Origin of the sequence: Paraburkholderia sp. GAS38 (genome assembly GCF_050434965.1) — a bacterium.
In the GTDB taxonomy this organism is placed as follows: domain Bacteria; phylum Pseudomonadota; class Gammaproteobacteria; order Burkholderiales; family Burkholderiaceae; genus Paraburkholderia; species Paraburkholderia phenazinium_A.
On sequence record NZ_JBNDJO010000018.1, the window covers coordinates 87699 to 113130 of the forward strand.

Genomic DNA, 25432 nt, shown 5'->3' on the forward strand with positions numbered 1-25432 from the left:
TTATCCCCGCATTCCCGAGATCGAGACCGGGCCGTACGGATAGTTCACGTTTGGCTTGTCGATCCAGTCTATGAAATCCGCACGGGCACCCGGGAATCCGATCATTTTCCAACCGCCCATGTTCTTGTTGCCACCGTAAATCGGATCGGCCAGATAAGCTTCCTTGGTGTTTGCCAACAGATATGAAAAGAAGGTCCTGGAGGGAAGAGATTCGAATTGCGGCGTGCCGGCGTCGAGTGCTTTCAGGACTTCGACTTGAAGACCCTTCGACAAATCGACAAACACCTTGTCATGATGCTTCACGCAGTACGTGTTGGTCTCGGCAACACCGTGGCGATAAATCTGGCGCGGGTTCAGGTTCATCTGGTAGCCCATGTCAGGGCTTTCATCCGGATGAAACGGTCCCTGCATATACCAGAGCTTGCCGTGCCCGTAAGGCGTTTCCATCTGGCGGTCAATGAAGACCGGTACGTCACACTCAAGCGCGCCGGCACCAAATTTATCCGATGGAATGAGGTGATCGACAGCCGCTTCAATGAACGTGTATTCCTCTTTCGTGAAATAGGTTGGTTCGTAGAGTCCGAGACTGGTAGCGCCCAGTTCATTGGCACTCCCCGTCTGTGGGGGTTTGGAACAGGCCGTTTGTGTTAGTGCGACGCCTGTGGCCAGGCCGGATGCCGGTACGATTGCGAACATCTGTCGCAAGAATCGTCTGCGCGGTTCTTTTTCTTGAGACATTATGATTCTCCGAAGAGATTGAGCATGTGATCGAGGGGGGCGCAATGAGGTGTTCTGGTAATCTGGTTAAGAGTTGCCAACAAAACTGATCAACCAACCTTGAGCAGACGACAGCACAAGCCAGATTGAGCAACGCGACATGAGTATCGAGAGCCCGTTCGAAACGGATGCACAGTTTGCCGAAACCGGCAAACCAGGCATGTGTGCGTTCGACCACCCAGCGATGACGGCCGAGCCTTTCGCTGCTCTCGATACCACGACGCGCAATGCGTGCCGTGATGCCTCGTTGTTGCAGTGATTCCCGGCAGAGCGCATAGTCGTATCCCTTGTCAGCATGGACCTTGTCCGGCCGCCGCCGTGGTCGCTCAGGCACGCCCGACACGGGCGGTATTGCATCGAGTACAGCTTCGAACACCGTCGAGTCGTGCCGGTTGGCGCCTGTGACCACCGGGGCCAGCGGGATACCCTGGGCGTCTACTGCAATATGCCGCTTGCTGCCTAGCTTGCTCCGGTCGGTCGTGTTTGGCCCGGTCGGCTCGCCCTATAAATGCTCACACGACTCCAGTCAATCGCGTCATATCCACGCAGGCGTACAAGGAACGCCCGATGCGAGTCTGCCCACACGCCGTTGTCCTGCCATTCACGCGGTCGACGCCAACACGTCATGCCACTGCCGAAACGCATCTCCGCTAGTGGCAAGTGGTGGCTCCATAGTTTGATCAGTTTTGAATCACGAGACGCGCGAAATGGATCATTGCCCAACGATCAAACGCGCCCGTATCCACGGTCGGATAACCTTGTCGAAGATAGCTTTATGCGTCCAACTGCCAGAGTCTCCCATGTGTCGGCCTTCTGGGTTGACCCATGCGTCCTTTGGCGTCCCGGTCTGCAGTAGCTCGATTAGATCGGTGAACGGCGTTTGGCTGTCCTGTACACCACCGATCAGAAGCATAGGTGACGTCGGCTGTCCCAGGAGTCCGGCTGCCTTCAGCGACATCGACGGCATATAGTTCAAGAGCGCTTCTACCGAGGGTTGCCCAAGAACATATAAGCGTGATGCAACGAAATCAAACAGGTATTCCTTCGTGTGCAGAGAGTTATCTTGCCATGCACGCTGAAAATAACTGTCCACCGGACCACTCTGATACACCGCACCTTTTAGACGATTCGCCTCAACAAATGCGAGCCGCGCGGACCAATAACTGCCCCAACTCGTGCCGCGTACGACGATGCGGCTACCGTCGACGTCGGTTCGCGTGAGTAGATAGTCGATCAGACGTGAATAGACCCTCTCGGCTCCCGGGCGGGCCATAGGTGCATCGCCAGTGCCGGGCATGTCGACTGCGACGTCGGCAATGCCGTCCTGCAGGAATCCGCGCCCCTGGTCAGCGACGGAGTCCTTCCATTCATCCATGCCGCCGAGGTCAAGGACAATCGGTGGCTTTGTGACACCGGGCGGTTTTTGCAGATAGGCAACGATCTGCTTGCCTTCGAATGGAATGCTGATCGTTTCGATCGGTGGATTGAGAAGCCGCCCATAGTTGGCGAAAGCTTCCTGTGCTTTTGCATACGACTGCGCTTTGCCTGGCGAATTAGGGGAGGGCCAACGACCGAACGAATAGTTGAGCCATGCTGCCCGATAGTCATCACGTGCGGCGCCAGAGTCTGTCGGTTCCTCCGATTTTGCACGCAGTTCGTATTGATCGCCAATCGCCATCCAGGCCGAAGCCCATTCGTCGCGATCGAGGGAGTGGATATGCGAGAGCGCTTCGCGAACATCATCTGGCTTGAGTCCAGTCAAAGGATAGGCACCTCGATCCGCACGCGCCTGCGTTTCGGCGGCAAGCTCAGGCCAGGAACGCGTTTGCCATTTGTCCTGTGACTCTTGAGCCACGGCGTTATGCGACAGTGCTAGAGCGGTCAACACCACGATTAATGTGCCGCCTCCATGTACGCGACGATGTTTTCTGTTGCTATCGTTCCGCAAAGTCTGCCGCGTCTTCGAAGAAAAAGTGTGATCGACAGGGTGGCGCATGATTCCCTCTTTGGTCGTCAAGAAAGTAGATCTAGTTGTATTTGATGCTTGCTCAAAAAATGTGTATCCACCTATCACTTGCCGCTCGTACTGGCTCTCACCTTCGCAACATCCTGTGCTTTGATTTCTGGAGCGCGGTTATTCCAGCCGCTTCGTACAAAACTCAACACGTCGGCGATATCCTGGTTCGTGAGGCCTAGCCTGAACCTGGGCATGGGATAGGCCGCGGGCACGCCGCCGACTACAAGATTCGCGGCGCCATTGATCGTCACGTTAATAAGCGACAATGGATTAGTGCCCAACACATCCGGGTTTCCTGCCAGGGGAGCGATGAAGGGTGCACGTCCTCGGCCATCAACCCCGTGGCAGTTGGCACAATAGGTCAAGTAGACGTGTGCGCCGTTCGGTAACGGCGTTCCTGCGACCAAGGTGGAGGTTATCTGACCGTCGTATCGATACGGCTCTCTCTCGTTGACGTCACCCGCGTGTGACGGAACCAACGAACGGAGATACCGTGCTATCGCGACTTGGTCTTCGTCGGACAAATACTGAGTACTATTGTTGACGACATCCGTCATTGGACCATACGCGGAAGCATGAACGTTCGCTCCAGTTTTCAGAAACATGTGCAGATCATTTTCCGTCCATCTACCGAGTCCCGCATTGTTATCACCGGTCAGATTCGATGCAAACCATCCGTCGAGAGATGCGCCGGAAAGGAAAGTCTGACTCTTCTCGTCGAGCGCTAGTTCTTGCATCGCCATGCCTCGCGGCGTATGACAAGCGCCGCAATGCGCGAGGCCCTGAACAAGATAAGCACCCCGGTTCCAGATGGGGTCTTTGTTCGGCTTTGCCCGATAGACCGTATCGTCAAGAAAAAGGAGGTTCCACAGCTTGAGTGGCCAGCGCATATCAAGCGGCCAAGGAATATCCGATTGTCGATTGCGCTGTTTTATGGGTTTCACACCCTTCATAAAATAGGCATACAGCGCGTCCACATCCTCATCGCTGATCTTGGAAAAGGATGGATACGGCATTGCCGGATACAAGTTATGATCTCTAGCGACTCCGTGTCGTAACGCACGCTCGAAATCGTCCCGCGTGTATCGGCCGATTCCCGTGTCGGGGTCGGGCGTGATATTGGTCGTGTAGATCGTGCCGACGGGCATTTGCATGGGCAGCCCGCCGACAAAATCCGCACCGCCTCGAACCGTGTGGCATGCTGCGCAATCGCCGATTTTTGCCAGATAGCCGCCCCGAGCGACCAAACGATCCGCAGGCGTAGCCGCCCGGCTTGGTAGACTTGCCGTTAGCACCATCGCCAGGATTGACGCAAGCGCGAACCATCTACGTATGCGCGTCGGGTTGCTTGAGATTGCAGTCTTCATCGATGAATTTCGCTTCGAAAGGAAGCCAGGAGAGCAGCGTCTACACCAGCTTTTGGCCGGCAAGCGGCAACAGTCGAATACGCTTACCGGTTGCGGCGAAAATCGCATTAACGACGGCAGGTGCGACGGGTGGCGTACCCGGCTCGCCAACACCTCCCCAGCGATCAATGTACTTGTTGCCACTTGGGATGAGATAGGTTTCGACCACGGGCATCTCGCTGATCCGAAGCGCCGGATAGTCGTGGAAGTTAGACTGCTGTACCTCGCCATTTTTGATCGTTACCTGACCCCAAAGCACAGCACTAAGCGCATATGCGACGGCGCCCTGTAGTTGCTTTTTGACGATGCTTGGGTTCACGACATATCCGCAATCAAGCGCACATACGACGCGATGTACTTTCACCCGTCCTTCGTCATCGATCGATAGGTCGACGACGTGAGCGCAGACTGAGTCGTAGCATTCGACGAGTGCCATTCCCTGGTATGTGCCGGCTTTAGTGTGCCCCCACTGAGCGCGAGTCGCTACCTCATCCACAACGGCAAGCGAGCGCGGGCTATGCGCGAGTAACTCACGCCGGAAAGCGTAGGGATCCTGGCCACTTGCATGCGCCATCTCATCAACGAAGGACTCTCTAAAAAATCCGTTCTGACTATGATTGACACCTCGCCAAAAGCCCACTGGGATCGGCAACTGCCGCATTGCGTAGCCGACTTCAAAATTGGGGATGTGGTAGCTCATGTCACCCGGTAGAAATGCCCCCATCATGTCGAAGTCCTGTCCATGCCTCAGCCGAGAGGGCATAAGGTTGGCCAGAATAGACGTACACGACAGCCGCACTTTCCATGCGAGAAGTTTTCCATTCCTGTCGAATCCTGCTACATGTCGGGCAATGGACATGGGGCGGTAGTAGTCATGCCTGACATCTTCTTCCCGGGTCCATAGCATTTTCACCGGTTTACCTACAGCCCTGGCAATCAAGACTGCCTGTTGAGCCCAATCTTGAGATACTCCGCGGCGCCCGAATCCGCCGCCAAGATGGCATTTGTGAATCTTGACGCGGGACGGATCAATCTTGAGTGTGTGTGCTACGACTTGCAGCGTCCCATCGCCATTCTGGGTAGGCGCCCAAACTTCGGCGAATTCGGGAGTTACGTGAGCAGTGCAGGTTTGGGGCTCCATCGTGGTGTGTGCGAGATATGGAACCTCATAATCGGCGTGTATTACATTGGTAGCATTTGCGAGGACCTCGTCCACGTTGCCGATCCTTTGGGCAACTGCAGGATGCGGATCGTCAAGACCCTTCAGGAAAATCTCACGGATGGATTCGTTGGATAGCGCCGCAGCAGGGCCAGCGTCCCATCGGACCAACAACGTATCAAGCGCATGGTGGGCCTGCCACCACGAGTCGGCGACTATGGCGACGGCTGTATCCCCAACCGGCACCACATGACGTACGCCAGGCATGACCAACGTCTTTGACGCGTCGAAATCTTTGAGTCGTCCGCCGAGAGTTGGGCATGCCGTAACCGTTGCGTAAAGCATGTCGGGAAGACGCACGTCGGTCGCGAAGATCGGTTTCGCCAATACTTTGTCTTCGAGGTCCAGCCGTTTCACCGGTGTCCCGATCAGTCGCCATAGGTTCGGGTCTTTTAGCGTCACTTCTTGTGGAACAGGACGCCGCGCTGCGTTTTCCGCGAGTTCCCCGTAGGTCAATGAACGCCCACTAGCAGCGTGAGTTACGACACTGTCGCGTGCCGTGCACTCCAACGCGCTGACTTTCCAACGCGCCGCGGCTTCGTCCACTAACATATGACGCGCCTGAGCACCCGCCTTACGCAGATAGAGGTGAGACATACGGATGGACGCGCTTGATGCAGTCATCATGTCGCCCCATGCGTGACCATGCGCAAGGTTTGCTTCGGGCAACACATATTCGGCCGTCACATGACTCCAGTCACAGTCGAGTTCTTCAGCTACCAGCATCGGTAACGCCGTGAAATTCCCTTGACCCATCTCCGATCGCGCAACACGAATCGTCGTGGTCTCGCCGTCTATCACAACCCAGATCCCTACCTCTGAGCCAGGGGCATTTGTGAGCAATGGCGATTGCACCACCCCTGTACTCTCCGCGAGCGAAGGCAAGCCTGTAAGGACAAGACCGCCAACCGCAGCACTGATTCCAAAGATAAAGCCCCGCCGCGAAATACCTTCGCCCTTGTTGTTCATATCGGTCCCTTTGCCGGCTTCCCTCATGTCGCTGCACAACTTCGCCACTCTGCCCGGCCGCCATTCGAACTCCATCAAGTTCCCCCGCGCAATGTACGAATCATATATCAAATTTTGTTTTATTGAAAAATATATATTATTGGCCTAAGATTGCTGTAAACGCGACGCGCGCGGTAGCTCTGATGTTCCGCTGGTCACGAGAGAAGGACTCCGCCCACAAGGAGCTTTGCGCCCTGCCGTTCTGGTCCGATTGGCTCGCAACACCGTTCAGTTGCGGTTTGTAGGCGCATGAAACGAAGTCGCAGTCGCAGGTTCCTTGCGACGAGTCGGATGGATGGGCTAAGGAGAAGGAGCAGGCTACGTCTTAGCCTGAATGAGTGCTTGACTGATCGACTGTTCGCAAACCGTGTTTGCGCATCGTCGGTTCCACGGGTTTGAAGCTGAGCATTCAACCATCCCGTCGTTTTCACCAGATAGCGTGGCAAAAATTTTATGCACAAGCTTAGGATCAACGGACGAACACAACCGGTAACGGCCTCGCCTGAAACCCCGGTTCTTTGGGTGCTTCGTGACGAGCTCGACATGACGGGAACGCGTTTTGGCTGCGGACTTGGGTTATGCGGAGCTTGCACCATACATCTGAACGGAGAGGCAGTTCGTTCCTGCTGCATTCCCGTTTCGGCAGTTGAGGACAACGAGATCACAACGGTGGAGGCGATGGGCGCGAGCGTTATCGGCAGGGAAATTCAGAAGGCATGGCTCGAGCATGAAGTACCGCAATGCGGATACTGCCAGTCGGGACAAATGATGAGCGCGATGGCATTGCTAATGAAAAACACCCGACCTTCTGATCAGGATATCGACCATGCGATGAACGGCAACATTTGTCGTTGTGGAACCTACATTCAGATTCGAGAGGCTATTCACGCAGCCGCGGCCGCACTGCGCAAATCCTAGCTAGCCTCTCAGGGGCGCTCCATCGGATTGACCGCGATTTTTGTCGATGAGGCAGAGAGGTGGTGTCAAGTTGTCGAACGGCACGCCCTTGGCACGCCGCGCTTGAGGATGCCTATTTAATGAGCCAATTGCCCCAGCATCGGCGCTCCCGTCAAGCTTTCCTTCGCCTCGAAGACCTCGCCTCGGAGCGTCTGCTTTTGCTTTGCGTCGGTGTGGTAATGGCAATGCAATGCCGAAAGAGGTTGGTGACCTGATCATGCACCGAAGCGAAAACGTTGCTGGCGACGCGTTGATCTGAAGCGGGATCAACACCCGCGATGTGCGCCCGTGCTTCCTGAGCAGCTCGCGCATAAGGCGCCTGGCCGAGTTGGTCGCTCCACCTCGGCATCAGCACGTCGAACATGGCGCCATGCAGGTCCACCGTGCGCCACAACCGGTGCCTCCTGACATTGATCGTGACGACTTCCATCCAGGTGCCACTTCGTCTCCTCGTGTCGGTGCGGCGGGCCGGATACGTCGAGCAATGTCCAGGTCAAACTTTACCGACCGACTTCGCTTGGTCTCGTACATGGGTGGGATGCCGCGCGGCCAGCAGTTCTTCGACCATGTGCAGGCTCGGCAGCAAGCGGTAGTACGGCCGCACCGCGCGGCTGATCGTATCAGGCGGAAACCGGATGTGCCTCATGTCGGCGATTGTCGCCGCATGGTCTGGCATCAAGGTGACCGTTTTCCGACATGCAGGCAATGTGCCGACCAAAAAATATATGATTTGTTGAAAAAATATGTATCATAGCTAAATAGGTTCAAATTTTACTTTTACAGAGATATCAATGCGACTCCTTACTTTTGCGACCACCGGAGACCAGGCGAGCCGCGTCGGAGCACTACGAGACGCCGACAGGCGCGTGGTCGACATCGGAAGGTCGGCCGCTGAATTGGGTCTCGAGACGCCTTTCGACTCGAGGGACATGATTTCGGTCATCTCAGCGGGTCAACCAGGATTGGATGTGATCCGGACTATTGTCAACCATGCCTCGACGGATTTTTTGCTTGCCGACGTGCAGGTGAACGCGCCTATTCCACGGCCTCGTAAGAACATCTTTTGTGTCGGCTGGAACTACCAGGATCATTTCGAGGAAGGCGCAAAGATCCGTCCGCACGTGAAAGAAATGCCTGCGTTTCCGACATTTTTTACCAAGGCTCCGACAACGGTGATTGGGCCGTTTGACCCGATACCCTTCTTCGGCGGTTTGTCGGCCCAGTTGGACTGGGAAGTCGAGCTCGCTGTAGTCGTTGGTCGCGCGGGCCGCGACATCCCGGAAGCTAACGCGATGGAGTATGTCTTCGGCTATACGGTACTCAATGACGTGACGTGGCGCGACGTTCAACGTCGGCATGGGCAGCAATGGTTCAAGGGAAAGAGCATCGATGGAACCTGCCCCATGGGCCCCTGGATTACCAGCGCAGATGAGATCGATCCTGAGAGTCTCGATCTCTCCAGTCGAGTGAACGGTGAGAGCAAGCAGACGTCGAACACACGTCACATGTACTTCAAGATTCCGAGGATCATTGCGGAGCTATCTCATGGACTTACGCTTGAACCGGGCGATGTGATTGCTACCGGTACGCCACCGGGCGTGGGACATGCCCGTACGCCTCCGGAATTTATGAAGCCTGGAGATGTTCTGGAAACAGAGGTTGCGGGGCTGGGGCTGTTGCGTAATCTCATCGCCACCGCCGCTTGACGGTCCACGATCTGGTCGCCCACAACACGTGTGCCCCATCGTCGTTGCAGTCGCGAATGTGAAAATCACCTTACCTAATATACGAGAAGAGCAGCTATGACACTCTCTGTGCGCCGCGTTGTGACCGGTCACGATGCCAACGGAAAAGCAGTTGTCGCCATCGACGAGCTTGTGAAAAATGTCGCTTCGTTGCGCGAAGGGGCACAGGCTACCGTCATCTGGACTACCGAAGGCTTCCCGATCGATAACAACGACGACTTCGACGGTGCCAAACGCAAGGTAGCAACCAGTCATTCCAACGGTACGGTGTTCCGCGTCATCGAATATGCACCGGGTGTCAAACCGCGAAACCATCGTACGGACTCGATCGACTACGCCGTGGTGATATCTGGAGAGATCGATATGGATGTGGATGGCGTCGAGGTTCACCTGAAGGCCGGCGATGTGCTGGTTCAACGCGGCACGATTCACGATTGGATAAACCGGGGTACCGAGCCGTGCGTGATCGCTTTTGTACTGATTGATGCCGAGCCGTACAGCGTCGGCGCGAAATCGCTCAATGCCATTGGATGACAGCATGATCCTGTGACTCTTGGCGCCGCTCGCGGCGTGCAAAGTCAGCGCGTGCTTGCGCACGCGATTATAAGAAGCAGTGGAGGAGACAGTGAATCTTTTAGCGCGTGCAGGGTTCGGCGATGAATCAGAGTGGCGACTATATAACAAGATAGCCAGCCGGTTACTGCCATTCATGATCCTGCTATACGTGATCTCGTTTCTGGATCGGGTCAACATCGGTTTTGCAAAACTGCGTATGGCCTCCGACATTGGACTAAGCGATGCTGCCTACGGTTTTGGCGCTGGCGTTTTCTTTGTCGCTTACTGTATCTGTGAAATCCCGAGCAATCTTATTCTCGCGCGTGTGGGCGCGCGAATATGGATTGCACGAATCATGCTCCTCTGGGGGCTGGTGTCCGCAGGCATGATGTTCGTTACATCGCCAGTGGAATTTTATGTGATGCGAGTGTTGCTTGGCGTTGCGGAGGCAGGCTTTTTCCCAGGGATCATTCTGTACCTGACATATTGGTTTCCCACTCGTCAGCGCTCTCAGGCGATCAGTTATTTTCTCCTGGGCATCGCACTCGCTGGCGTAATCGGAGGTCCTTTCTCCGGATGGTTGATGCAGACATTAGACAGACAGGGTGGCCTGCATGGCTGGCAATGGTTGTTTCTGATCGAGGGAATCCCAGCTGTCATGGCTGGCATCGCAACGATTTTCTTTCTTGATGACGGTCCGGCGAAAGCGCGATGGCTGACGGCTAACGAACGAGAACGTGTCATCGACACGCTAGTTCAGGAGCGCGCTGCGCGGGATGCTCTTGGCATGGGCCACAAACTTGGGCACGCCTTTAGGGATCTAGATGTTTGGGCTCTGGCTTGCGTGAATTTTACTCAGATCGGCGGCATCTACGGACTTGCTTTCTGGTTGCCGCAAATTATTCGCGAACTCGGAGTTGCCAGCTTGCTCCACACAGGTCTGATAACTGCCATCCCATTCGGTTTCGCGGCGTTGACGATGATCTTTGTCGGCCGGCATTCAGACCGCGTAAACGAGCGACGATGGCACGTAGCCTGCACGGCCATAATCGGATCGAGTGGCCTCCTGCTCAGCGGCGCGTTTGCACATATTCCGGTGCTGTCGCTGATCGGTCTGACGCTTGCTGCGGCTGGCTTGATCAGCGCGAATGCGGTGCTGTTCGTCGTGCCTGGGAGCATCCTGTCGGGCACGGCTGCCGCCGCCGGTATCGGCATGATTTCGATGATAGGAAATGCGGGTGGATACGTTTTCCCTTTTGGCATTGGCTGGCTGCGCGAGATAAGCGGGCGGCCAGAGTATGGGTTATTTCTGCTCGCAATCGCGTCCTTCATGGGCGCCCTTGTCATGCTTCGAATCCGGAAAGCCTGATTCTTCCGAACAGGTTGGGGAGGTGCTCCTGCTGGCGCCGGCAGCCTGCACCTGAGCTACAGGCGTACGTTCGCCGGCCAGGCAGCATAGCGGCGTAAAGCGTTACGAAAATGACGATGTTCTTACCCGTATCAAGCGACCGCCATACCAGATCGGCATGAACTTAACCGGCGCAGCGACTTGCCCGAATGAAGTGTTGAGTGCAATGAAAAAAATATAAATTTAATAAATTAATAGTACTAACTATGCAGGAGACAGGGTGAGATCATCTTTTCGCTCGATGTGGAAGTGTGTTGTGGTCAATGCGATTCTTGTGCCAATTGGTGTCGCGCACGCGCAAAGTAGCGTCACGCTCTATGGCATGCTCGACGCAGGGTTCCTGTATGCAAACAGGACCCCAGGTTCGACAGGGAAAAATGCCGGCCCTACGTTCGCGATTGATAATGGAGGCCTCGGTCCTTCGGTTTTCGGACTGAGAGGGAGCGAGGATCTTGGTGGCGGCATGAAGGCCGAATTTGATCTTGAAAGCGGGATCAGCACGGTCACTGGAGGCATTGTCAGTTCGAACGGCTATTTCCTGGGGCGCCAGGCATGGATCGGACTCGAGGGCAATTTCGGCAAAATCAGGCTCGGCGTACAACACTCGCCATTCTTTCAAGCCGCGGTCGATCTGGATCCACGGCACTCGACGTTTGGCAGCTCCATTTTGCCGTATGACAACAACGTCCGCTTTACAAGCATGATCAGCTCTAATGCTGTGTTGTACACCACCCCAAACCTGGCTGGCCTCACAGGCACTGTGATGTTTGCTCCGGGCGGCGTCGCCGGTGATTTTTCAGCGGGACGGCAGTGGTCGGGCGGCCTCAAATATGACAACGGCTCGTTCATGGTTGACGCCGCGATCTACGATAGCAATGCAGGTGGTGCGGTCACGCCTATTCCCACCGATATAGAATTCACGGGTCGCATGCTAGGCGTAGCGTACAGGTTTGGGGCACTGACCACCAAGGTGTCGTTCACCAATTACAAGGTGGCCGGTGCATTTAACTCGAACGTTTATGGTGGGGGAGTCGATTACTTTGCCCGATCGGATCTTGAATTGAACGGCGGCGTTTGGGTAACTAGTGACCGCAACGATACCGCCAATCACTCACTATTGGCAGCGGTGGGTACAACCTACTTCCTCTCGAGACGCACGTCCGTCTATTTGCAATTCGGACGTGTCGACAACCACGGAGCAATGGACACCGGCCTGTCGTTGACGTACAAAGATATTCTTACCGAAATACCGGGGACTACGTACGGTGTAAATATCGGGATGCGTCACTTTTTTTAGTGGCTCGGCGGCGGATGGGCGCCACTGCTGAACAATATCGGCTATGCGAACCTCACACGGTTCAGCGATACGAGTTACGTATGGTCGTATACGCCTGCTTTCGGCGTTAATGCAGAGGCGCAGGCCATCTCGGCCCTTACACCGGGATACCTGAAGCGGGTTGAACATTCTTGGCCAGACCTGGTAACCTGGCGGGATGCCAGGTCGCAAGCGATACCCAACGCATGTTTCGAATGAGAAATGGAGTTTTGTTGCTCCGTGCCCGACACAGATGAACGAAGACGCGCCGCCACGCCGATACGAATTGTGCGTGGTGTTCGACGCGCTGCGCTGGAGGGTGCGAGCCGGCGCGCAAATGCTGTCTATCAGCTTTGCGCCGTGGGAACGGGTCTATCAGAAGACGCAACGCTGGTTGACTGCCGACTGTTTCGAGGAGATGGTGAACGATCCGCACTCGGTGTTGCGCGTGGCGCAGGAGCAGTAGTGCGAACGCGGTGCGGTGACGGGGTGCACTTATCGCAGACTTACCACAGCGACAAATAAATGAGAACAAAGCTCGTCAGCTGGCCCCCGCGGACGACAACGAGTTTCGCCCCGGTCCGCTTCGCGCGTCCCCGAAGGGGCATTGGGCCTATTTCTGTAAGTCACTTCTACACGCTATGGCGACGAAGCTTCTCTCTACCCACGTTCGTGCGCCGATCGCCCTACGCCTCTCCGGCTGGGGGGAATATGTTTCGACGACCTCGTACACTGCGGTCTCGAATTCCGTGAATGCTGCTGCCTGCTCAAAGTAGCTTAAAGGGGTGGGATTCTCACGCATCGCCCGATAGGCCTCAACACTTCGCCACTGCGCGTACATGGTGACCTTGTTGCCATCTATGCCCCGGTGAAGGCTTGATGAGATGAATCCGGGCTCCAGGCGCACGATCTGGGTTGCACGGTCAAGCAAATCGAGGAGTTCCTGTTGCCGGGACGGCTCGACGGTGAATACGTTGATCAACGTAATAAGCTGGTTATGTTTAGAGATTGTAGTCATGATCAGTTTTTCAACAGGCGATAGTGAACTCTCAACATGGGCCTACAGGCTTCGCTTTATCCGCTTTTTTCGCAAATGGAATGTTGGACTTGTTCGACCCGGTGCTCCTTACGTGGTCGATCAGCAGTCCCGATTCGCCTCTAACTCTTTCCTTCAATCTCCTCGTCAGGAACGGCCACTACAGGCGCCCTTGTTGGGAGAGCAGGAGGACGTAGGGGGAGTTTTATGCGACCTCCCTCGGGTTCGCCTGCGCCGGTGCCGTGTTCCTCGCAAACCATCGTTCGAACATGTCGAGCAAGTCACCGTTCAGAACCTGCACGAGAGTTTGAAGTAGCTGGCACGTACTACACCGTATCCAGCACATCTGCCGTTTCCTTACAACGCACTTGCTGACCAGGTAGCCCATGGGCGACTCGACGGAGGCGATGATCTTTAGTCTTCACGCTTTCGCCGTCAGCTACGCCGAACTAGCCCCCAGGTCGCAGTTTTCTGGTCCGAGCGACTCGGGACGATGGGGACCAACAGGCCGTCCGGTTTCTACATGGTTCTTGGAAACAGCTTGCGCCACAAAGTATATATATCTGACTTCACAAATCAATTTGTATATAAAGAGCTGCTGTGTAAAAATAGTCAGCTGACGCTCGCTGGGTTCTACGTTACATATGAAGGAAGTTGTCGAAAACCATCGCTCCAAAAATGCCGACGCCGAAGCTAGGACACCGGGAAGTCTCGGTCTGCAGACCGCCGCTGGAGCCATATATGAGCGGCTTCGCGTGGACATTATTTCCTGTGGACTGCCTCCCGGATTCAAGCTGCGCCTGAACGATATCAGCAAGCGATATGGCTGCGGCCCCATTCCTATCCGCGAGGCGCTTAGTCGACTGGCAGCCGAAGCGCTGGTGGTTTATTCAAATCAGAAGGGGTTCGCGGTAGCACCCGTCAGTACCAAAAGCCTTATGGATCTGGCGCAGGCGCGAGCCTGGACATCGGAAGTTGCCATGCGCGAAGCCGTGCTGCGGGGTGACGACGAATGGGAAGAGCGCGTCCTTCTCAGCTATCATCGACTTTCCAAAGTCCATCGGTATAGTTCAGAGAACCCTCGAGTCGTAAACCCGCTATATGACCGTCCCCACCGCGAATTTCACAAGGCGCTGTTTTCCGGATGTGGGTCAGAATGGATGATCGACGCGTGCATGCATCTTTTCGACCACGCCGAACGATACCGTAATTTGTCACGGCATGCCGTGGTATTGCCGCGCGAAAATGAACACAAGCTCATGGTGGACGCGGCGCTCGCGAGAAACGTTGAAGAGGCTGTTCGCCTTATCCAGCAACACGTTTTGCTGACGGCTCAAATCGTTCGCGAAAATAGCTAATCCATCGGCTGGCCGGTGTCTCGGTTGCTCCTGCCCAAGCAGAGCGTAACTTGTTGATTTGCAAGGAATCGTGACGCAGGACGGCTAAAATCCTGGAGTGGCTTACGCCGTGATTTCAAGACTCTCGCGGTATTCAAGTGGGCTGAGAGAACCGAGTTAGATCTCGATACACTTTGCGTCGTACTACTGGATAAGAGCCAACTACCTTCGATGAATTGATCAACGGTCGTAGCCGTCAGTCACGAGGATAGAACAGTTGCGTCTTGAGCAGACCAAAGAGACCTTCGCAGGCCGCATTATCGGGAGAGCATTCGTTTGATGACCTCATTTTCCGTCTGCGCGCAAGCAGGTTTTGATCGACATCTCGCAGGTCAAAGGTTTAGCGCATTATAAGGTTCGACGCTTGCGGCGAGATCGTAAGGTACGCCCAATTCTTCAAGCATGATGGACACCTTGTATCCACGATGACGCCGTCGAGTGGGTCGTAATTCGAAGCGTGCGCCTTGAGCACCTCGCGCAACACAGCCGCCTCCTTGGCCGCGACCGTCATGCCGTGGGTAAGACCCGGTACAACCTACACACCGAGTCGCCGGGGGGAACAGCCCGCGTGGGAAAGCGGTCAAGCGTTTGAAATGCCGACGGCGGCTTTCGGGGAAACTGTATCGCGAGAGTTCGCGTCGTCGCTTACCCCGGTTGATGAGATATTAAGTAGTGCTTGTCTGGAGGGCTTGCGTGAAGGCGACGAAAGCGTCGTCATTGGCTGGTGACCGGTCCGTCTCCAGACTCACAAGGAGTGCGAACCAGAGGCTGTCCTCGAGCAACACTGTGTAGCTGCAACGGCTATTCTCGGGCGCTTTAGCGAAGTTAACTGTCCCTCGCCAGTGTTAGCAGAACGGTATTCAACGAACAGACCAGCGCGGCTATTGGTCAGTACGTCGCAACCTTGACACAGATGTCGTTGGTGACGAGTTCCGCGGCCTTCAGAACGCTGTATCCAGGCAACGACATGCAGTTAGCGGCACAAAGCGTGAACGGTTTCATGTTCGGCCTTGGTGGATCACCGGGAGTGCTGCAGGCTACATTGACTTCGACCGACATTTCCGGACAGCCAGTCGGTAGCGTTGCCAATGATGTCATTGGCGGCGTTGGGCATACGCTTACGGGGGACACCTCCGCGATGTCCGCCGGCTCGATCCGCTACGCAATGGAGGTGACGACCACGACGCCAATGCTTGTGGTGAACCGAGGTTCGAGCGCGGGCTCGTCATCTCTGGCGCAACTGCAGCAGGATTTCGGCAGCACGATTGCGACGCTGAGCGATGTTTCGTATCTGAGCGGCATGAGCGTGAGCGCCCCCCTTTCGTCTACGCGGAAATCAACGGAGTTGTTTGTCCGGCCACCCCTATGGTGGTGGGCGCACATGGGGAGAGGGAAGTGTTCAGTTATACCAGCTATACCCGTCGCGCCATCATCCATCGGAATCGGTACGTGTTTTTGTCGATATCATCATATTGTTAGCTGGCAGTCCAATGCGAAATCCTCTTCTGGCGGCGGTCCCTCTTGTTACCGCAATCGGTTTGCGCTGCCACCATCGTCGTTCATAGATCTGACTTAAGGGGATCGGAATACAAGCCACACGGAGTCCTCACAAAATGGCTTATGCCATCTTTTACTGGGTGCTGTGCTGAAGAGAGCTGTCCTGGTAGGTCACCGCAAACGATAAGTTCATCAATGCACCAGACCTACCGGTAGTTCGTCTGACGGCTCGAAAATCCCGCATGGGCGGCACGTCAGCTGTTCGTCTGAACATGTCATACCTGTAACCGGTGAAGCAATCGATCAACCGCTTGTTACTCACTGAAGACAGCGCTATCGGCATCCAAACATCAAAGATTCGCTGCCATACGTTCTGCGCGGATTCTTGCAAACCGACGATGGGCATCTATAATTTTTGGACCGAGCAGATTCTGCCGGTCCTGTCTGTGTTGACTGAAGCCTCATACCGCCAGACTTAGGACGGAGTGAGGCATCCTCGTAAAGACGAGCGTTTGCCGAGGCCTGTCATGAACAACGATTCGTTGACCGCCGTTGCCGGTCCCGCGACAGACGGCGAGACAATCACGGCGAATGGGCAGCCTGATCCAGAAATGGAAACGCGGTTTGCCCCACGCAGGTGGACGCACGTCCAGATCAATGGCGTTGAGCATTCCGTCAACGTGGAAGCAAGGACGACCCTTTTGGATCTGTTGCGCGAACAGGTGCAGTTGACAGGCGCAAAAAAGGGCTGCAACCGCGGAGAATGCGGCGCTTGCACGGTGTTGATGGATAACCGGCGCGTCAATGCCTGCCTCGTGCTCGCAGTCAGTGCCGATGGCAAGAAAATCACCACGATAGAGGGATTAGCGAGTGATGGGGTGCTGCATCCCGTCCAGCAGGCCTTCATTGAGCACGATGCCTTCCAGTGTGGTTTTTGTACCTGTGGCCAGATCATGTCCGCTGTGGGCTGCATTGCCGAGGGACACACCGGTTCCAACGCTGAAATTCGCGAATGGATGAGCGGTAATATCTGTCGCTGTTCTGCGTATCCGCAGATCGCGGCGGCTGTCGAGGCTGCCGCGAAGGAGATGGGCTGATGCGCGACTTTAGTTATGCCTGCGCGACGACGCGGGCCGACGCCCTGACGCTCGCCCAACTGCCCGACGCGGCGGTGTTGGCTGGTGGGACTGAACTCCTCAACTGGTTCCGCATCGGGATTACCAAACCTGAACGGGTCGTCGATATCAGCCGTGTGCCTGAAATGGATCGCATCGAAGCGTTACCATGCGGGGGGCTGCGGATCGGCGCACTTGCCAGGCTTAACGACGTGGCGCAACACGAACGGGTCCGCAACGCTTATCCCGTCCTGTCGCAGGCGATTCTGAAATCGGCCTCTGCCCAGTTGCGCAATCTTGCGACTATCGGCGGCAATCCCCTGCAACGTGTACGCTGCGCCTACTTCCGTGCCGATGCGCCCACACCGTGCAACAAACGAGTGGCGGGCTCGGGCTGCGCAGCATTGCACGGCCTGAACGAAAGGCACGCGATCTTCGGCTGGACCGACGAGTGTGTGGCGGTGCAGCCCTCCGACCCGGCAGTGGCGCTCGCTGCACTGGATGCGGTGATCGTAACCGAGGATGCGCAAGGCGGCGGCCGGCGCATTCCCGCACGCAGCTTCCACGTGCTGCCCGACGAAAATCCATCCGCACACACCGTGTTGCGTCATGGCGAACTGATCACCAGTATCGAATTAGGTGGGCCAGCGCCGAAATCTGCATATTTGAAGATTCGGGAGCGGGAGAGTTATGAGTACGCCATCGTGTCCGCGGCGGTAGCGCTCGAACTGGACGGCGACGTGATCAACAAGGCGCGCGTTGCTTTGGGGTCCGTAGCAATGCGCCCCTGGCGTCTCGACGAGACAGAGCGACTGCTAGTCGGCGAGCGGCTGGGCTCGGCCGGCGTCGCGGCTGCGGTAGGGGCGAGCTTTGCCGATGCCCGACCGCTATCGTCCAACGGATACAAGATCGCGCTCGCTCGCAACGCTACGCTTCGCGCCATCGAACTCGCGGCGAGTGCGCCATGAACCATTCGGGTGAATCGATTGCACGCTTCGACGGTCCGGTAAAGGTGACGGGCGAGGCCCGTTATGCCGGCGACCAGAATCTGCCAGCACAGCTCTATGCGGTGATGGTATCTGCCACCGTTCCGGCCGGTTGGGTCGAGAAGATCGACGCGCACGAGGCGCTGGCGATGCCCGGTGTTACGCACGTGCTAACCGCCGCCGACATGCCGAAAGTGCATGCAAGGCTGGCCGACATCAGTGTTCCGCCGCTCGCCACCCGCTTCGTTCCGATGCAGACTGACGAAGTCGTTTATGAGGGGCAGCCGGTGGCAATCGTGCTGGCGGAGAGCATCGAAGCGGCCGAGTCAGGTGCGGATTCCGTATGCGTGGACTACCGAGCCACTTCCTTCATCGTGCCCGACACCGCACCAGCCGAACCGCCTGCGCCGGAGCGGGGTGGCTATTCCCATTCGAGTGCTTTGGAATTTTGCAAGGGTGATGCGGCGTCGGCTATCGCCGCCGCACCGCGCAGGACGGGTGCCGAGTACATACAGCCGTCTCGCCACGCAAACCCGATGGAGCCGTGCGCCATCCTGGCAGTCTGGAAGGACAAGCAGCTTACCGTTTACGACTCGGTGCAACACCTGCCGGCGGTTCAAAACACGCTCGCTGCCGCGTTCGGCATCGACCCGGCGTGGGTCCGGGTAGTTTCCCCGTACACGGGCGGCGGATTCGGTGTGAAAGCGTTCGTCTGGCCGCACGAAATCCTCGCCAGCATGGCGGCCCGGGTGACGCGTCGGCCAGTCAAACTGGTGCTCAGTCGGCAGAACATGTACGACATGGTCGGATTTCAGCCGCAGATGACGCAAAACGTCGCGTTGGGTGCCAGCGAGGACGGCAAACTGCTTGGCATTGTCCACGCGGTCACCAACATCACGAGCGTCACGGAAGATTATGTCGAGTTCGGATCGATCCCGGGACGGTCCTTTTATGCATGCGATAACATTTCGACCAGCCAGAAGGTTCGCCGTGGGAATGTCGTGCTGCCGACCTTCATGCGCTCTCCATGGGACGGCCCAGGTTCATGGTCGCTCGGCTCGGCCATGGACGAACTGGCACGCACGTTGAAGGTCGATCCGCTGGAGTTGCGGCTCGCCAACTACGCTGAAACCGATCCTGAAAGCGGGAAGTCGTGGTCGTCGAAAAAATTACGAGAGGCCTATAACGAAGGCGCGCGCCGCTTCCGTTGGCAAGACAGGCCAAAGGGCGGTACGCGCGACGGACATTGGCGCATTGGCTGCGGCCTCGCCGATTGCAGCCAGGGGCAGGCGCGATTCCATACCACCGCGCGAGTACGGCTCAACGCACACGGAATGGCGCGACTGGAATCCAGCTTCTGCGACATCGGCACTGGTCCCGCCACGGTCTTTCCGCAGATAGTCGCAGAAATCCTGGGCCTGAAGCCAGAGGAAGTCAGCGTTCTGGCAGGTGACACCTCACTGCCTTATTCGGGGCCGACTTATGGCTCGGGGACGACGATCAGCACAGGCGCGGCGTTGCAGCAGGCGGCGCAAGGGGTGCGCGCGAAGCTCGCGCGGCTGGCCGGTTGGCCGACGGAAGAGGTGACCATGCGCAACGGGCACATTCTCTATGGCGAAAGGTCGCGCAGCATCCAGTCCGTGTTGGACGAGGCAGGCGTCTTTGAACTTGTTTGCGACGGCGCCTTCGACCTGCCTGGCGGGGCGCCCGTTGATATGGGTGCTCCGGAGTTTCCTGCTCGTACGTTTGGCGTGATCTTCGTTGAAGTCGCCGTCGATCCGGATCTGGGCCTGCTGCGTTTGCGGCGGGCAACAGGAATCTATAGCGCCGGCCGTATCATTAACCCTCGGACTGCGCGGTCACAGATGATAGGCGGCATCGTCTGGGGCTGGGGTATGGCGGCGATGGAGGGTAGCCACTTCGAGCCGGCTCTGGGCCGCTGGATTTCGAAAGACCTGGCCGGCGTTGCGCTGCCCGTGAACGCAGACATTCCGCCGGCCATCGATGTCGGGTTCGTCGACGAATACGACGCCAACTCCGGACCGCTCGGCGCCAAAGGTATCGGAGAACTCTGCGCCACAGGGGTTGCCGCCGCCGTCGCCAACGCGGTCTACGACGCCATCGGCGTGCGGGTGCGCGAATTACCGATCACACCCGATAAGTTGATGGGCGGTTTGTAGAAGCTGCCGGTTCCCCGATATGGACATGGGGAGCACGGAGGCCGTTGCGACCCGCCCGCCGTTAGCGACTCATTCCGGCCGAGGGCGTGCGAAAACGCATTCATCACCTAAACTGAATCAACGCATTGAGACCGGGTGACTCCAGCGATACCTCGACATGATTGAAACTGCAGACCGAACCAGTCCGACAGGTTTCGATGTGAAGACCGTGCGCCTGTACGAGACGATCGCGCTCCTGCGCCAGCACCAGCGGTGCAAGAGAACCGGTACCGTTGGCTACAACGTCCAGACGTTCCTGATACGAAGCATCATCAGATCGTCGAACACGAGGTGAAGAATATCGGAAGCGATCACGGGTAACTCAGCAGGAGGGCTTTGTCGGCGAAGAGCGCCATGGGCAAGCCGAAGCTAAAGGTGCTGGCTGACCGGGGGTACTTCAGCGGTCCGGATATCCGTGCGTGCAAACTGGCCGGGATCAAGGCGTATGTCCCGAAACCACTTACCTCGGCATCAAGGAAGAAAGGACTCTTTACCAAGCGCGACTTCGTCTACGTTGCAAGGAACGATGAGTATCGATGCCTCGCCGATCACGGGCAACAGATCGCGCATATCCAGAAGGAGATGCACGCGGTCGATGCAGGCACACCAGCGCTATAGATTGCGGTTGATGCGCGACGCGCGGCGATAACGGGCGCGGTAGCCATTCGCGCGTCGCGGCTTGCGTTCGCTATCCCTGCACGCAGGTAAACGACGTCGCGCTGTTCACGTCACCCGCGCCGTTATAGCTAGGCCACGCCGGATACTGGCACAGCGGCCGCGTGCGTCCCGGCACGCCCGCGGTATCGGTGTCCACCTGATGTACCGGCGGCGTCCCGTGCTCGACCCAGTTCTCCAGCGCCGCGAGCGAGTCCCATGACGCGTTGAACTCGGTGCCGATCCCGTGCTGCATCCCCGGAATCTCGTAGAAGCGCACGAACGACTCGACGGCGCTAAAGCCCATCGTGAACAGCAAGCGCTGATAGTAGATCTCGGTGGCCCGCGTGCTGACGGTCTGGTCCACGGTGCCGTGCGCCATCAGCAACTTGCCACCGCGTCGCATGAAGGGGGTCAGGTTCGCATCGGTCGCGTCGAGTCCCGACAGCATGCTGATCCGCCCGGACCATTGACCGGCGAGCGCCGGATTGAACGTCAGTGAATCGAAGTTCGGGTTGCCCATCACCGTGTAGCTGACGAACTGGTCGCTGATCTGTCCGTCGAACATCGCAGTGCTCTGCAGCGGATACGACGGCTGCGTCGTACCGAGCGCGAGCTCCGTGATCGTCGCCTCGAGCGGCGAACTGCTGCCCACCCCCAGATCGGCGCCATACACGTTATAGCCCGGATACTGCGTTTCGCCGTTTTCGAGCGGATACCCAAAGACGAGCGGGGTGTTCATCGTGTTGAGCGCCGCGATCTGCCGGTCCGACAGGCACGTGTCTCCCCGTGCCGCACCGCCGGCGCAGCGCAATGGCTTGCCGTCGACATGGGCCGTCGCCGGATTGAACGTCGAGTTGCACGCCTGCACGTTGCTGATCAACCCGTCCTCGACGCCGTCGAGCCCATCGCACACCTGCATCACCGCTTTCAGGAGCAGCGCGCGCTGTGCTGTGTCGAGGTACGCGCCCGGCGCGGTGAAACCTTCCGTCGCGCGCAACTGCTGCAGGCTCAGCGTCGTGAAGTCATACGCGGGGTAGAAAGCGATCACACCGTTCCAGTCCTGTGGCCAGCGCTGCGCGACGGTCAGCGCCTCGCGGCCGCCAGTCGAGCCGCCCGCGAAGTACGCCTTGTACGGATGCGTGCCGTAATGCTTGTCGATGATCACGAGCGCGGCGTCGTGCGTCTTCTTCAGGGCTTCGCCCATGAAGTTGTCGTACGCCTCGGCGTTGACGGAGAACGCGCCGTTCACCGAGCCGTTCGTCGCCTCGTGCCCGGAATCGCTCGCGAACACCGCGTAGCCGCGCGACAACGGTCCCGGCAGATTGGCCGGCGCGCTCGGCACGTTCCCGGTCACGGCTGGAATCGAGCCGTCGAACCCGCCGCCGCCGAGCATCAGGATCTTGCCGTTCCACTGGTCCGGCAACGCGACGTTGAACAGGATATCCGGGGCGGACGGATCGACCGGACGAATCGCGCCGGCCACGAGGCAGTATGACCCGGTAGCTGTCGCTCCGGTGCCGCTCGCCGCCACCTGTGTCGTTGATGTGACGATGGCACCGGTTGTCGGCAGGCCGATCTCGCGGGCCGGGATGGTCAACCCGTTTAGTTGCGGACAGCTTGTTTTTGACGGCGGAGGTGGCCCGTGTGGTCCGCATTCCGCGTCCCGGCATGGACCATCCGTCGTCTCCGAATACGTACCGCCGCTCGACATGGCGCACAGTACAAGCACACAGAATGCACCCAGCCACGACGGCGCGCGCCCACGCGTGCGCCACAGCCTGCTTCTCGAGTTCATCGTCTTGTCTCCTTCCAATGAGGCCTGAAGACGGTGCCGGACGTTGCGGCATCAGGCCCATGCCGTAGCGTACACACGACCCTTATCCATCCCGGGTCAACTGCGCGACCACCGCGTGCACCACCATCAGCAGCGTGCTGCGCGCGATTGCCGCCCGGCCCCGCATACTCGAACCTGCCGTCAACCTGATGGAAGACCTTCGACGGCCCGTCGACGTAATGCTCGAAGGCCGTCGCATTCGCACTCTCGCCGCGGTCCGGCAGAGCCCACTGGGCTCCGTTGTTGCAGGCTAAACGGCGACGGCTTGCCCAGCATGCCCGCCGCAACGCTCGCGAAGGAGACTGTTCAATACATGATAGTCGCTAACGCGTGCGGCAAGCGGCCAAGAACGGTCCGTCGGCTCTACCGTACGAATCGTCGACAATGACTGTGTCGAAACAAACCCAGGCAGGCGCACGGGGAGCGGGAGATGAACGAGGTACTCCAGCCGATATTTATCGCTGTTGCATGGATACACGATTTCGAGACGGTTGGGATGGATACACCGTAACCGGTCTTTTAACCACGTCCCTCAGAGGTTGGGAGCAGCAGACAGTGCCCATGGCATGAACGTCTTCGCGATTACGTCCGCGAACAACTTTTCCCGTGACGCATTCTGCTCTAGGAGACGCTTTGTGGAGGGACCGGCCTGCGCGCTTCTGTTTCTCGTGCCGCATCGCGTGAACCCGATCGCACAGTAGTTGAAAACTATGTGGCCGGCGGCCGGATTCCTGCGACGGCCCGCGGACTGACCAGCATGGGCAGTTAGACGCAGCGTAAGGCCTGATCTGGTTTGACCAGATTGGGCCTTACGCGTAAGCTACATGGCGCGCTGGGTGCTTGCCCTGCGAAGCGGTGCAAGGCCCGTGAATGGTGGCTGTTGCGCCAGTCCGATGCACCTAAAGGCAATAGTGCCAGTTCTGCATATTGAGCGGTGACTGCATGATGGAAAACGTTCGTCAACTCGTCCGTCTGATTCAGGAGCGTGGTTTTGGACCGGGCGACAAGCTGCCGTCTGAACGCGAGATGTCGGAAATGTTTCGCATGAGTCGTGGAGCGCTGCGGGAAGCACTCATCCGGCTGGACACTTTGCGAATCGTCGACGCGCGGCCGAAATCCGGCATTTTTCTTCGCGCCGACTCAGCCGAAACAAGCATTGAAGCGATGGTTTTATTTGCCGAGGCCGATACGCCCCTGAGCCCTGACGAGGTGATCCAGTCCGTGGAGTTGCGGCGATTGCTTGAGGTTCAGGCGGTGAGACTCGCGTGCGAGCGCCGAACCGATGCGGACCTGAACAAGCTCTCCGCGATTCTCAAACGTTGCATCGAGGCACGTGGCGACGGTCACGCACTCGCAGCACTCGACGCGGAGTTCCATCTGGCAATCGTATCGGCCACTCAAAACGACGTCTTCGTGCGCTTCGTAAACGTCTTCTATCTGATGTCGAAGAAGCGTCGCGAGGTCTACTTTTCGTCAGACGAGCATTGCCGCAAGTCGGTTGCCGATCACCGCAAGTTGCTTGGCGCGATCGCCGCGAGAAACATTGAAGAAGCCGAGACGATACTGCGGCAGCACATTAAAGGTGTTGATGTGTACTTCCGCACGTTGTTTGCAACGGAGAATGACGAAGAACAAGGTGCGGACAAACTTGCGGCGCCGGGTCGAAAGCGCAAACGTGCCGCTACGAAAGAGTTCGCCTGAGGCAACAGACCGCCTGTCAACGGGGCAGGCAGCGCGTTTCAGCCAGACTCCGCCCGCAATCTACCTGAAGTAGAGAGTGCCGGAGGTCAAATCTTATCTGGCTCTGCGGGGTCGCTCAGGGTTTTGACGCAGGGTTCGTCGCGAAATCGCCAGGTGAAACGATTTCCAGCTGTTCGAAATCGTCACTGTTGCCTAATACCTGATGTCGCACCCCGGACGGGAAATAGCACGACGATCCCGGTACAAGGCGCACAACACCAATATCTTCGAACTCGAAGTCGATCCATCCGCGAAGTACAAACACCAGTTGGAAGGTTGTTTCATGGGTGTGCCATTCTGCCTCCCCCTGTTTGCCCGGCACCGCCCGAATTACGTGCGCAGTGTAAGCGCCGGACGTAGCCTCCTTTAAGCCTGTGTCGCGATATGTAAAATATTCTCTTAATTCATGTTCGATATCCGAACCATCTGCAGCGACGTGCCGCACCGAGGTCCTGCCAACGACGGCTTGAATTTGCTCTGACATGCTTGCTCCTTCGATTGTTGGAAATAAAATGAATCGATCACGTTGACACATATTGCCGTG

Annotated in this window: 19 protein-coding genes and 4 pseudogenes; 12 read left to right on the plus strand and 11 right to left on the minus strand. The window is 57.4% G+C overall.

The genetic code is table 11. The features are described from left to right. The 5 genes and pseudogenes from P3T42_RS32145 to P3T42_RS32165 all read right to left on the minus strand — a co-directional run bounded on the left by P3T42_RS32145 (nt 1) and on the right by P3T42_RS32165 (nt 6463). On the minus strand, nt 1–738 hold the full coding sequence (locus P3T42_RS32145) for a gluconate 2-dehydrogenase subunit 3 family protein (protein WP_074267480.1): 738 nt from the start codon (nt 736–738) through the stop codon (nt 1–3). Between the two features lie 79 nt (nt 739–817). Next, nucleotides 818–1425, minus strand: a pseudogene (locus P3T42_RS32150) (IS5 family transposase); the annotation flags it as partial. A 64-nt stretch (nt 1426–1489) separates the two neighbouring features. Next, a complete protein-coding gene (locus tag P3T42_RS32155) occupies nt 1490–2773 on the minus strand; it encodes an alpha/beta hydrolase (protein WP_083611620.1) in 1284 nt (427 codons plus the stop codon). Between the two features lie 74 nt (nt 2774–2847). Further along, the gene (locus P3T42_RS32160) at nt 2848–4161 is read right to left on the minus strand and encodes a c-type cytochrome (RefSeq protein WP_074267482.1); all 1314 of its coding nucleotides are present in this window, start codon (nt 4159–4161) and stop codon (nt 2848–2850) included. A 40-nt stretch (nt 4162–4201) separates the two neighbouring features. Beyond that, complete coding sequence (locus tag P3T42_RS32165) at nt 4202–6463, minus strand: xanthine dehydrogenase family protein molybdopterin-binding subunit (RefSeq protein ID WP_083611621.1); 2262 nt, start codon at nt 6461–6463, stop codon at nt 4202–4204. A gap of 417 nt (nt 6464–6880) precedes the next feature. Here P3T42_RS32165 and P3T42_RS32170 point away from each other — a divergent pair, with 417 nt between their 5' ends. Next, nucleotides 6881–7345, plus strand: a complete 465-nt coding sequence (locus P3T42_RS32170) for a (2Fe-2S)-binding protein (protein ID WP_074267483.1) — start codon at nt 6881–6883, stop codon at nt 7343–7345. Between the two features lie 151 nt (nt 7346–7496). Here the strand turns inward: P3T42_RS32170 and P3T42_RS32175 are convergent, their stop codons facing one another. Together P3T42_RS32175 and P3T42_RS32180 are read right to left on the minus strand one after the other, a co-directional pair. Beyond that, nucleotides 7497–7814 (minus strand): hypothetical protein, encoded by a 318-nt coding sequence (locus P3T42_RS32175; RefSeq protein ID WP_074267484.1) that lies wholly within the window; start codon nt 7812–7814, stop codon nt 7497–7499. A 63-nt stretch (nt 7815–7877) separates the two neighbouring features. Further along, nucleotides 7878–8060: a hypothetical protein gene (locus P3T42_RS32180; protein ID WP_429308355.1), complete on the minus strand. Its 183-nt coding sequence runs from the start codon at nt 8058–8060 to the stop codon at nt 7878–7880. A 253-nt stretch (nt 8061–8313) separates the two neighbouring features. On the opposite strand from P3T42_RS32180, the gene P3T42_RS32185 reads away from it, so the two are divergent. The 5 genes and pseudogenes from P3T42_RS32185 to P3T42_RS32205 form a co-directional block, all read left to right on the plus strand. Then, nucleotides 8314–9090 (plus strand): fumarylacetoacetate hydrolase family protein, encoded by a 777-nt coding sequence (locus P3T42_RS32185; RefSeq protein WP_253190080.1) that lies wholly within the window; start codon nt 8314–8316, stop codon nt 9088–9090. Nucleotides 9091–9186: 96 nt separating this feature from the next. Next, the gene (locus P3T42_RS32190) at nt 9187–9663 is read left to right on the plus strand and encodes a cupin domain-containing protein (protein ID WP_074267487.1); all 477 of its coding nucleotides are present in this window, start codon (nt 9187–9189) and stop codon (nt 9661–9663) included. A 91-nt stretch (nt 9664–9754) separates the two neighbouring features. Further along, nucleotides 9755–11053: an MFS transporter gene (locus P3T42_RS32195; RefSeq protein WP_074267488.1), complete on the plus strand. Its 1299-nt coding sequence runs from the start codon at nt 9755–9757 to the stop codon at nt 11051–11053. A gap of 280 nt (nt 11054–11333) precedes the next feature. After that, nucleotides 11334–12389 (plus strand): porin, encoded by a 1056-nt coding sequence (locus P3T42_RS32200; protein WP_074267489.1) that lies wholly within the window; start codon nt 11334–11336, stop codon nt 12387–12389. Nucleotides 12390–12585: 196 nt separating this feature from the next. After that, nucleotides 12586–12870 (plus strand): annotated as a pseudogene (locus tag P3T42_RS32205) (IS5 family transposase); the annotation flags it as partial. A gap of 150 nt (nt 12871–13020) precedes the next feature. Here the strand turns inward: P3T42_RS32205 and P3T42_RS32210 are convergent. Then, nucleotides 13021–13425 (minus strand): antibiotic biosynthesis monooxygenase family protein, encoded by a 405-nt coding sequence (locus P3T42_RS32210; protein ID WP_074267491.1) that lies wholly within the window; start codon nt 13423–13425, stop codon nt 13021–13023. 662 nt (nt 13426–14087) lie between these two features. Between P3T42_RS32210 and P3T42_RS32215 the strand changes: the two genes are divergently transcribed. Beyond that, nucleotides 14088–14801 (plus strand): GntR family transcriptional regulator, encoded by a 714-nt coding sequence (locus P3T42_RS32215; protein WP_074267492.1) that lies wholly within the window; start codon nt 14088–14090, stop codon nt 14799–14801. A gap of 156 nt (nt 14802–14957) precedes the next feature. Here P3T42_RS32215 and P3T42_RS32220 read toward each other — a convergent pair. Then, nucleotides 14958–15117 (minus strand): annotated as a pseudogene (locus tag P3T42_RS32220) (IS3 family transposase); the annotation flags it as partial. 1747 nt (nt 15118–16864) lie between these two features. Between P3T42_RS32220 and P3T42_RS32225 the strand changes: the two are divergent. The 4 genes and pseudogenes from P3T42_RS32225 to P3T42_RS32240 form a co-directional block, all read left to right on the plus strand. Next, on the plus strand, nt 16865–17434 hold the full coding sequence (locus P3T42_RS32225; protein WP_083611605.1) for a (2Fe-2S)-binding protein: 570 nt from the start codon (nt 16865–16867) through the stop codon (nt 17432–17434). Continuing rightward, nucleotides 17434–18420: an FAD binding domain-containing protein gene (locus P3T42_RS32230; protein ID WP_074267274.1), complete on the plus strand. Its 987-nt coding sequence runs from the start codon at nt 17434–17436 to the stop codon at nt 18418–18420. Before P3T42_RS32225 ends, P3T42_RS32230 begins: the two co-directional genes overlap by 1 nt. Beyond that, nucleotides 18417–20618, plus strand: coding sequence for a xanthine dehydrogenase family protein molybdopterin-binding subunit (locus P3T42_RS32235; protein WP_429308356.1), 2202 nt, complete (start codon nt 18417–18419; stop codon nt 20616–20618). Before P3T42_RS32230 ends, P3T42_RS32235 begins: the two co-directional genes overlap by 4 nt. 139 nt (nt 20619–20757) lie before the next feature. Next, nucleotides 20758–21227 (plus strand): annotated as a pseudogene (locus tag P3T42_RS32240) (IS5/IS1182 family transposase); the annotation flags it as partial. Nucleotides 21228–21345: 118 nt separating this feature from the next. Here the strand turns inward: P3T42_RS32240 and P3T42_RS32245 are convergent. Then, on the minus strand, nt 21346–22911 hold the full coding sequence (locus P3T42_RS32245) for a tannase/feruloyl esterase family alpha/beta hydrolase (RefSeq protein ID WP_429308357.1): 1566 nt from the start codon (nt 22909–22911) through the stop codon (nt 21346–21348). A 1179-nt stretch (nt 22912–24090) separates the two neighbouring features. Here P3T42_RS32245 and P3T42_RS32250 point away from each other — a divergent pair. Further along, the gene (locus P3T42_RS32250) at nt 24091–24849 is read left to right on the plus strand and encodes a FadR/GntR family transcriptional regulator (RefSeq protein ID WP_074267498.1); all 759 of its coding nucleotides are present in this window, start codon (nt 24091–24093) and stop codon (nt 24847–24849) included. Nucleotides 24850–24964: 115 nt separating this feature from the next. On the opposite strand, the gene P3T42_RS32255 is transcribed toward P3T42_RS32250, so the two are convergent. After that, the gene (locus P3T42_RS32255) at nt 24965–25372 is read right to left on the minus strand and encodes a cupin domain-containing protein (RefSeq protein ID WP_074267499.1); all 408 of its coding nucleotides are present in this window, start codon (nt 25370–25372) and stop codon (nt 24965–24967) included. Nucleotides 25373–25432 lie beyond the last annotated feature (60 nt).

Bases quoted from the DNA above. Each gene is read 5' to 3' on its own strand.
- P3T42_RS32235 (WP_429308356.1), top strand. From the start codon at position 18,417: ATGAACCATTCGGGTGAATCGATTGCACGCTTCGACGGTCCGGTAAAG.
- P3T42_RS32210 (WP_074267491.1), bottom strand. From the start codon at position 13,425: ATGACTACAATCTCTAAACATAACCAGCTTATTACGTTGATCAACGTA.
- P3T42_RS32215 (WP_074267492.1), top strand. From the start codon at position 14,088: ATGAAGGAAGTTGTCGAAAACCATCGCTCCAAAAATGCCGACGCCGAA.
- P3T42_RS32230 (WP_074267274.1), top strand. From the start codon at position 17,434: ATGCGCGACTTTAGTTATGCCTGCGCGACGACGCGGGCCGACGCCCTG.
- P3T42_RS32175 (WP_074267484.1), bottom strand. From the start codon at position 7,814: ATGGAAGTCGTCACGATCAATGTCAGGAGGCACCGGTTGTGGCGCACG.
- P3T42_RS32170 (WP_074267483.1), top strand. From the start codon at position 6,881: ATGCACAAGCTTAGGATCAACGGACGAACACAACCGGTAACGGCCTCG.
- P3T42_RS32155 (WP_083611620.1), bottom strand. From the start codon at position 2,773: ATGCGCCACCCTGTCGATCACACTTTTTCTTCGAAGACGCGGCAGACT.
- P3T42_RS32190 (WP_074267487.1), top strand. From the start codon at position 9,187: ATGACACTCTCTGTGCGCCGCGTTGTGACCGGTCACGATGCCAACGGA.
- P3T42_RS32160 (WP_074267482.1), bottom strand. From the start codon at position 4,161: ATGAAGACTGCAATCTCAAGCAACCCGACGCGCATACGTAGATGGTTC.
- P3T42_RS32180 (WP_429308355.1), bottom strand. From the start codon at position 8,060: ATGCCAGACCATGCGGCGACAATCGCCGACATGAGGCACATCCGGTTT.
- P3T42_RS32185 (WP_253190080.1), top strand. From the start codon at position 8,314: ATGATTTCGGTCATCTCAGCGGGTCAACCAGGATTGGATGTGATCCGG.
- P3T42_RS32145 (WP_074267480.1), bottom strand. From the start codon at position 738: ATGTCTCAAGAAAAAGAACCGCGCAGACGATTCTTGCGACAGATGTTC.
- P3T42_RS32255 (WP_074267499.1), bottom strand. From the start codon at position 25,372: ATGTCAGAGCAAATTCAAGCCGTCGTTGGCAGGACCTCGGTGCGGCAC.
- P3T42_RS32165 (WP_083611621.1), bottom strand. From the start codon at position 6,463: ATGGAGTTCGAATGGCGGCCGGGCAGAGTGGCGAAGTTGTGCAGCGAC.
- P3T42_RS32225 (WP_083611605.1), top strand. From the start codon at position 16,865: ATGAACAACGATTCGTTGACCGCCGTTGCCGGTCCCGCGACAGACGGC.
- P3T42_RS32200 (WP_074267489.1), top strand. From the start codon at position 11,334: ATGTGGAAGTGTGTTGTGGTCAATGCGATTCTTGTGCCAATTGGTGTC.
- P3T42_RS32250 (WP_074267498.1), top strand. From the start codon at position 24,091: ATGATGGAAAACGTTCGTCAACTCGTCCGTCTGATTCAGGAGCGTGGT.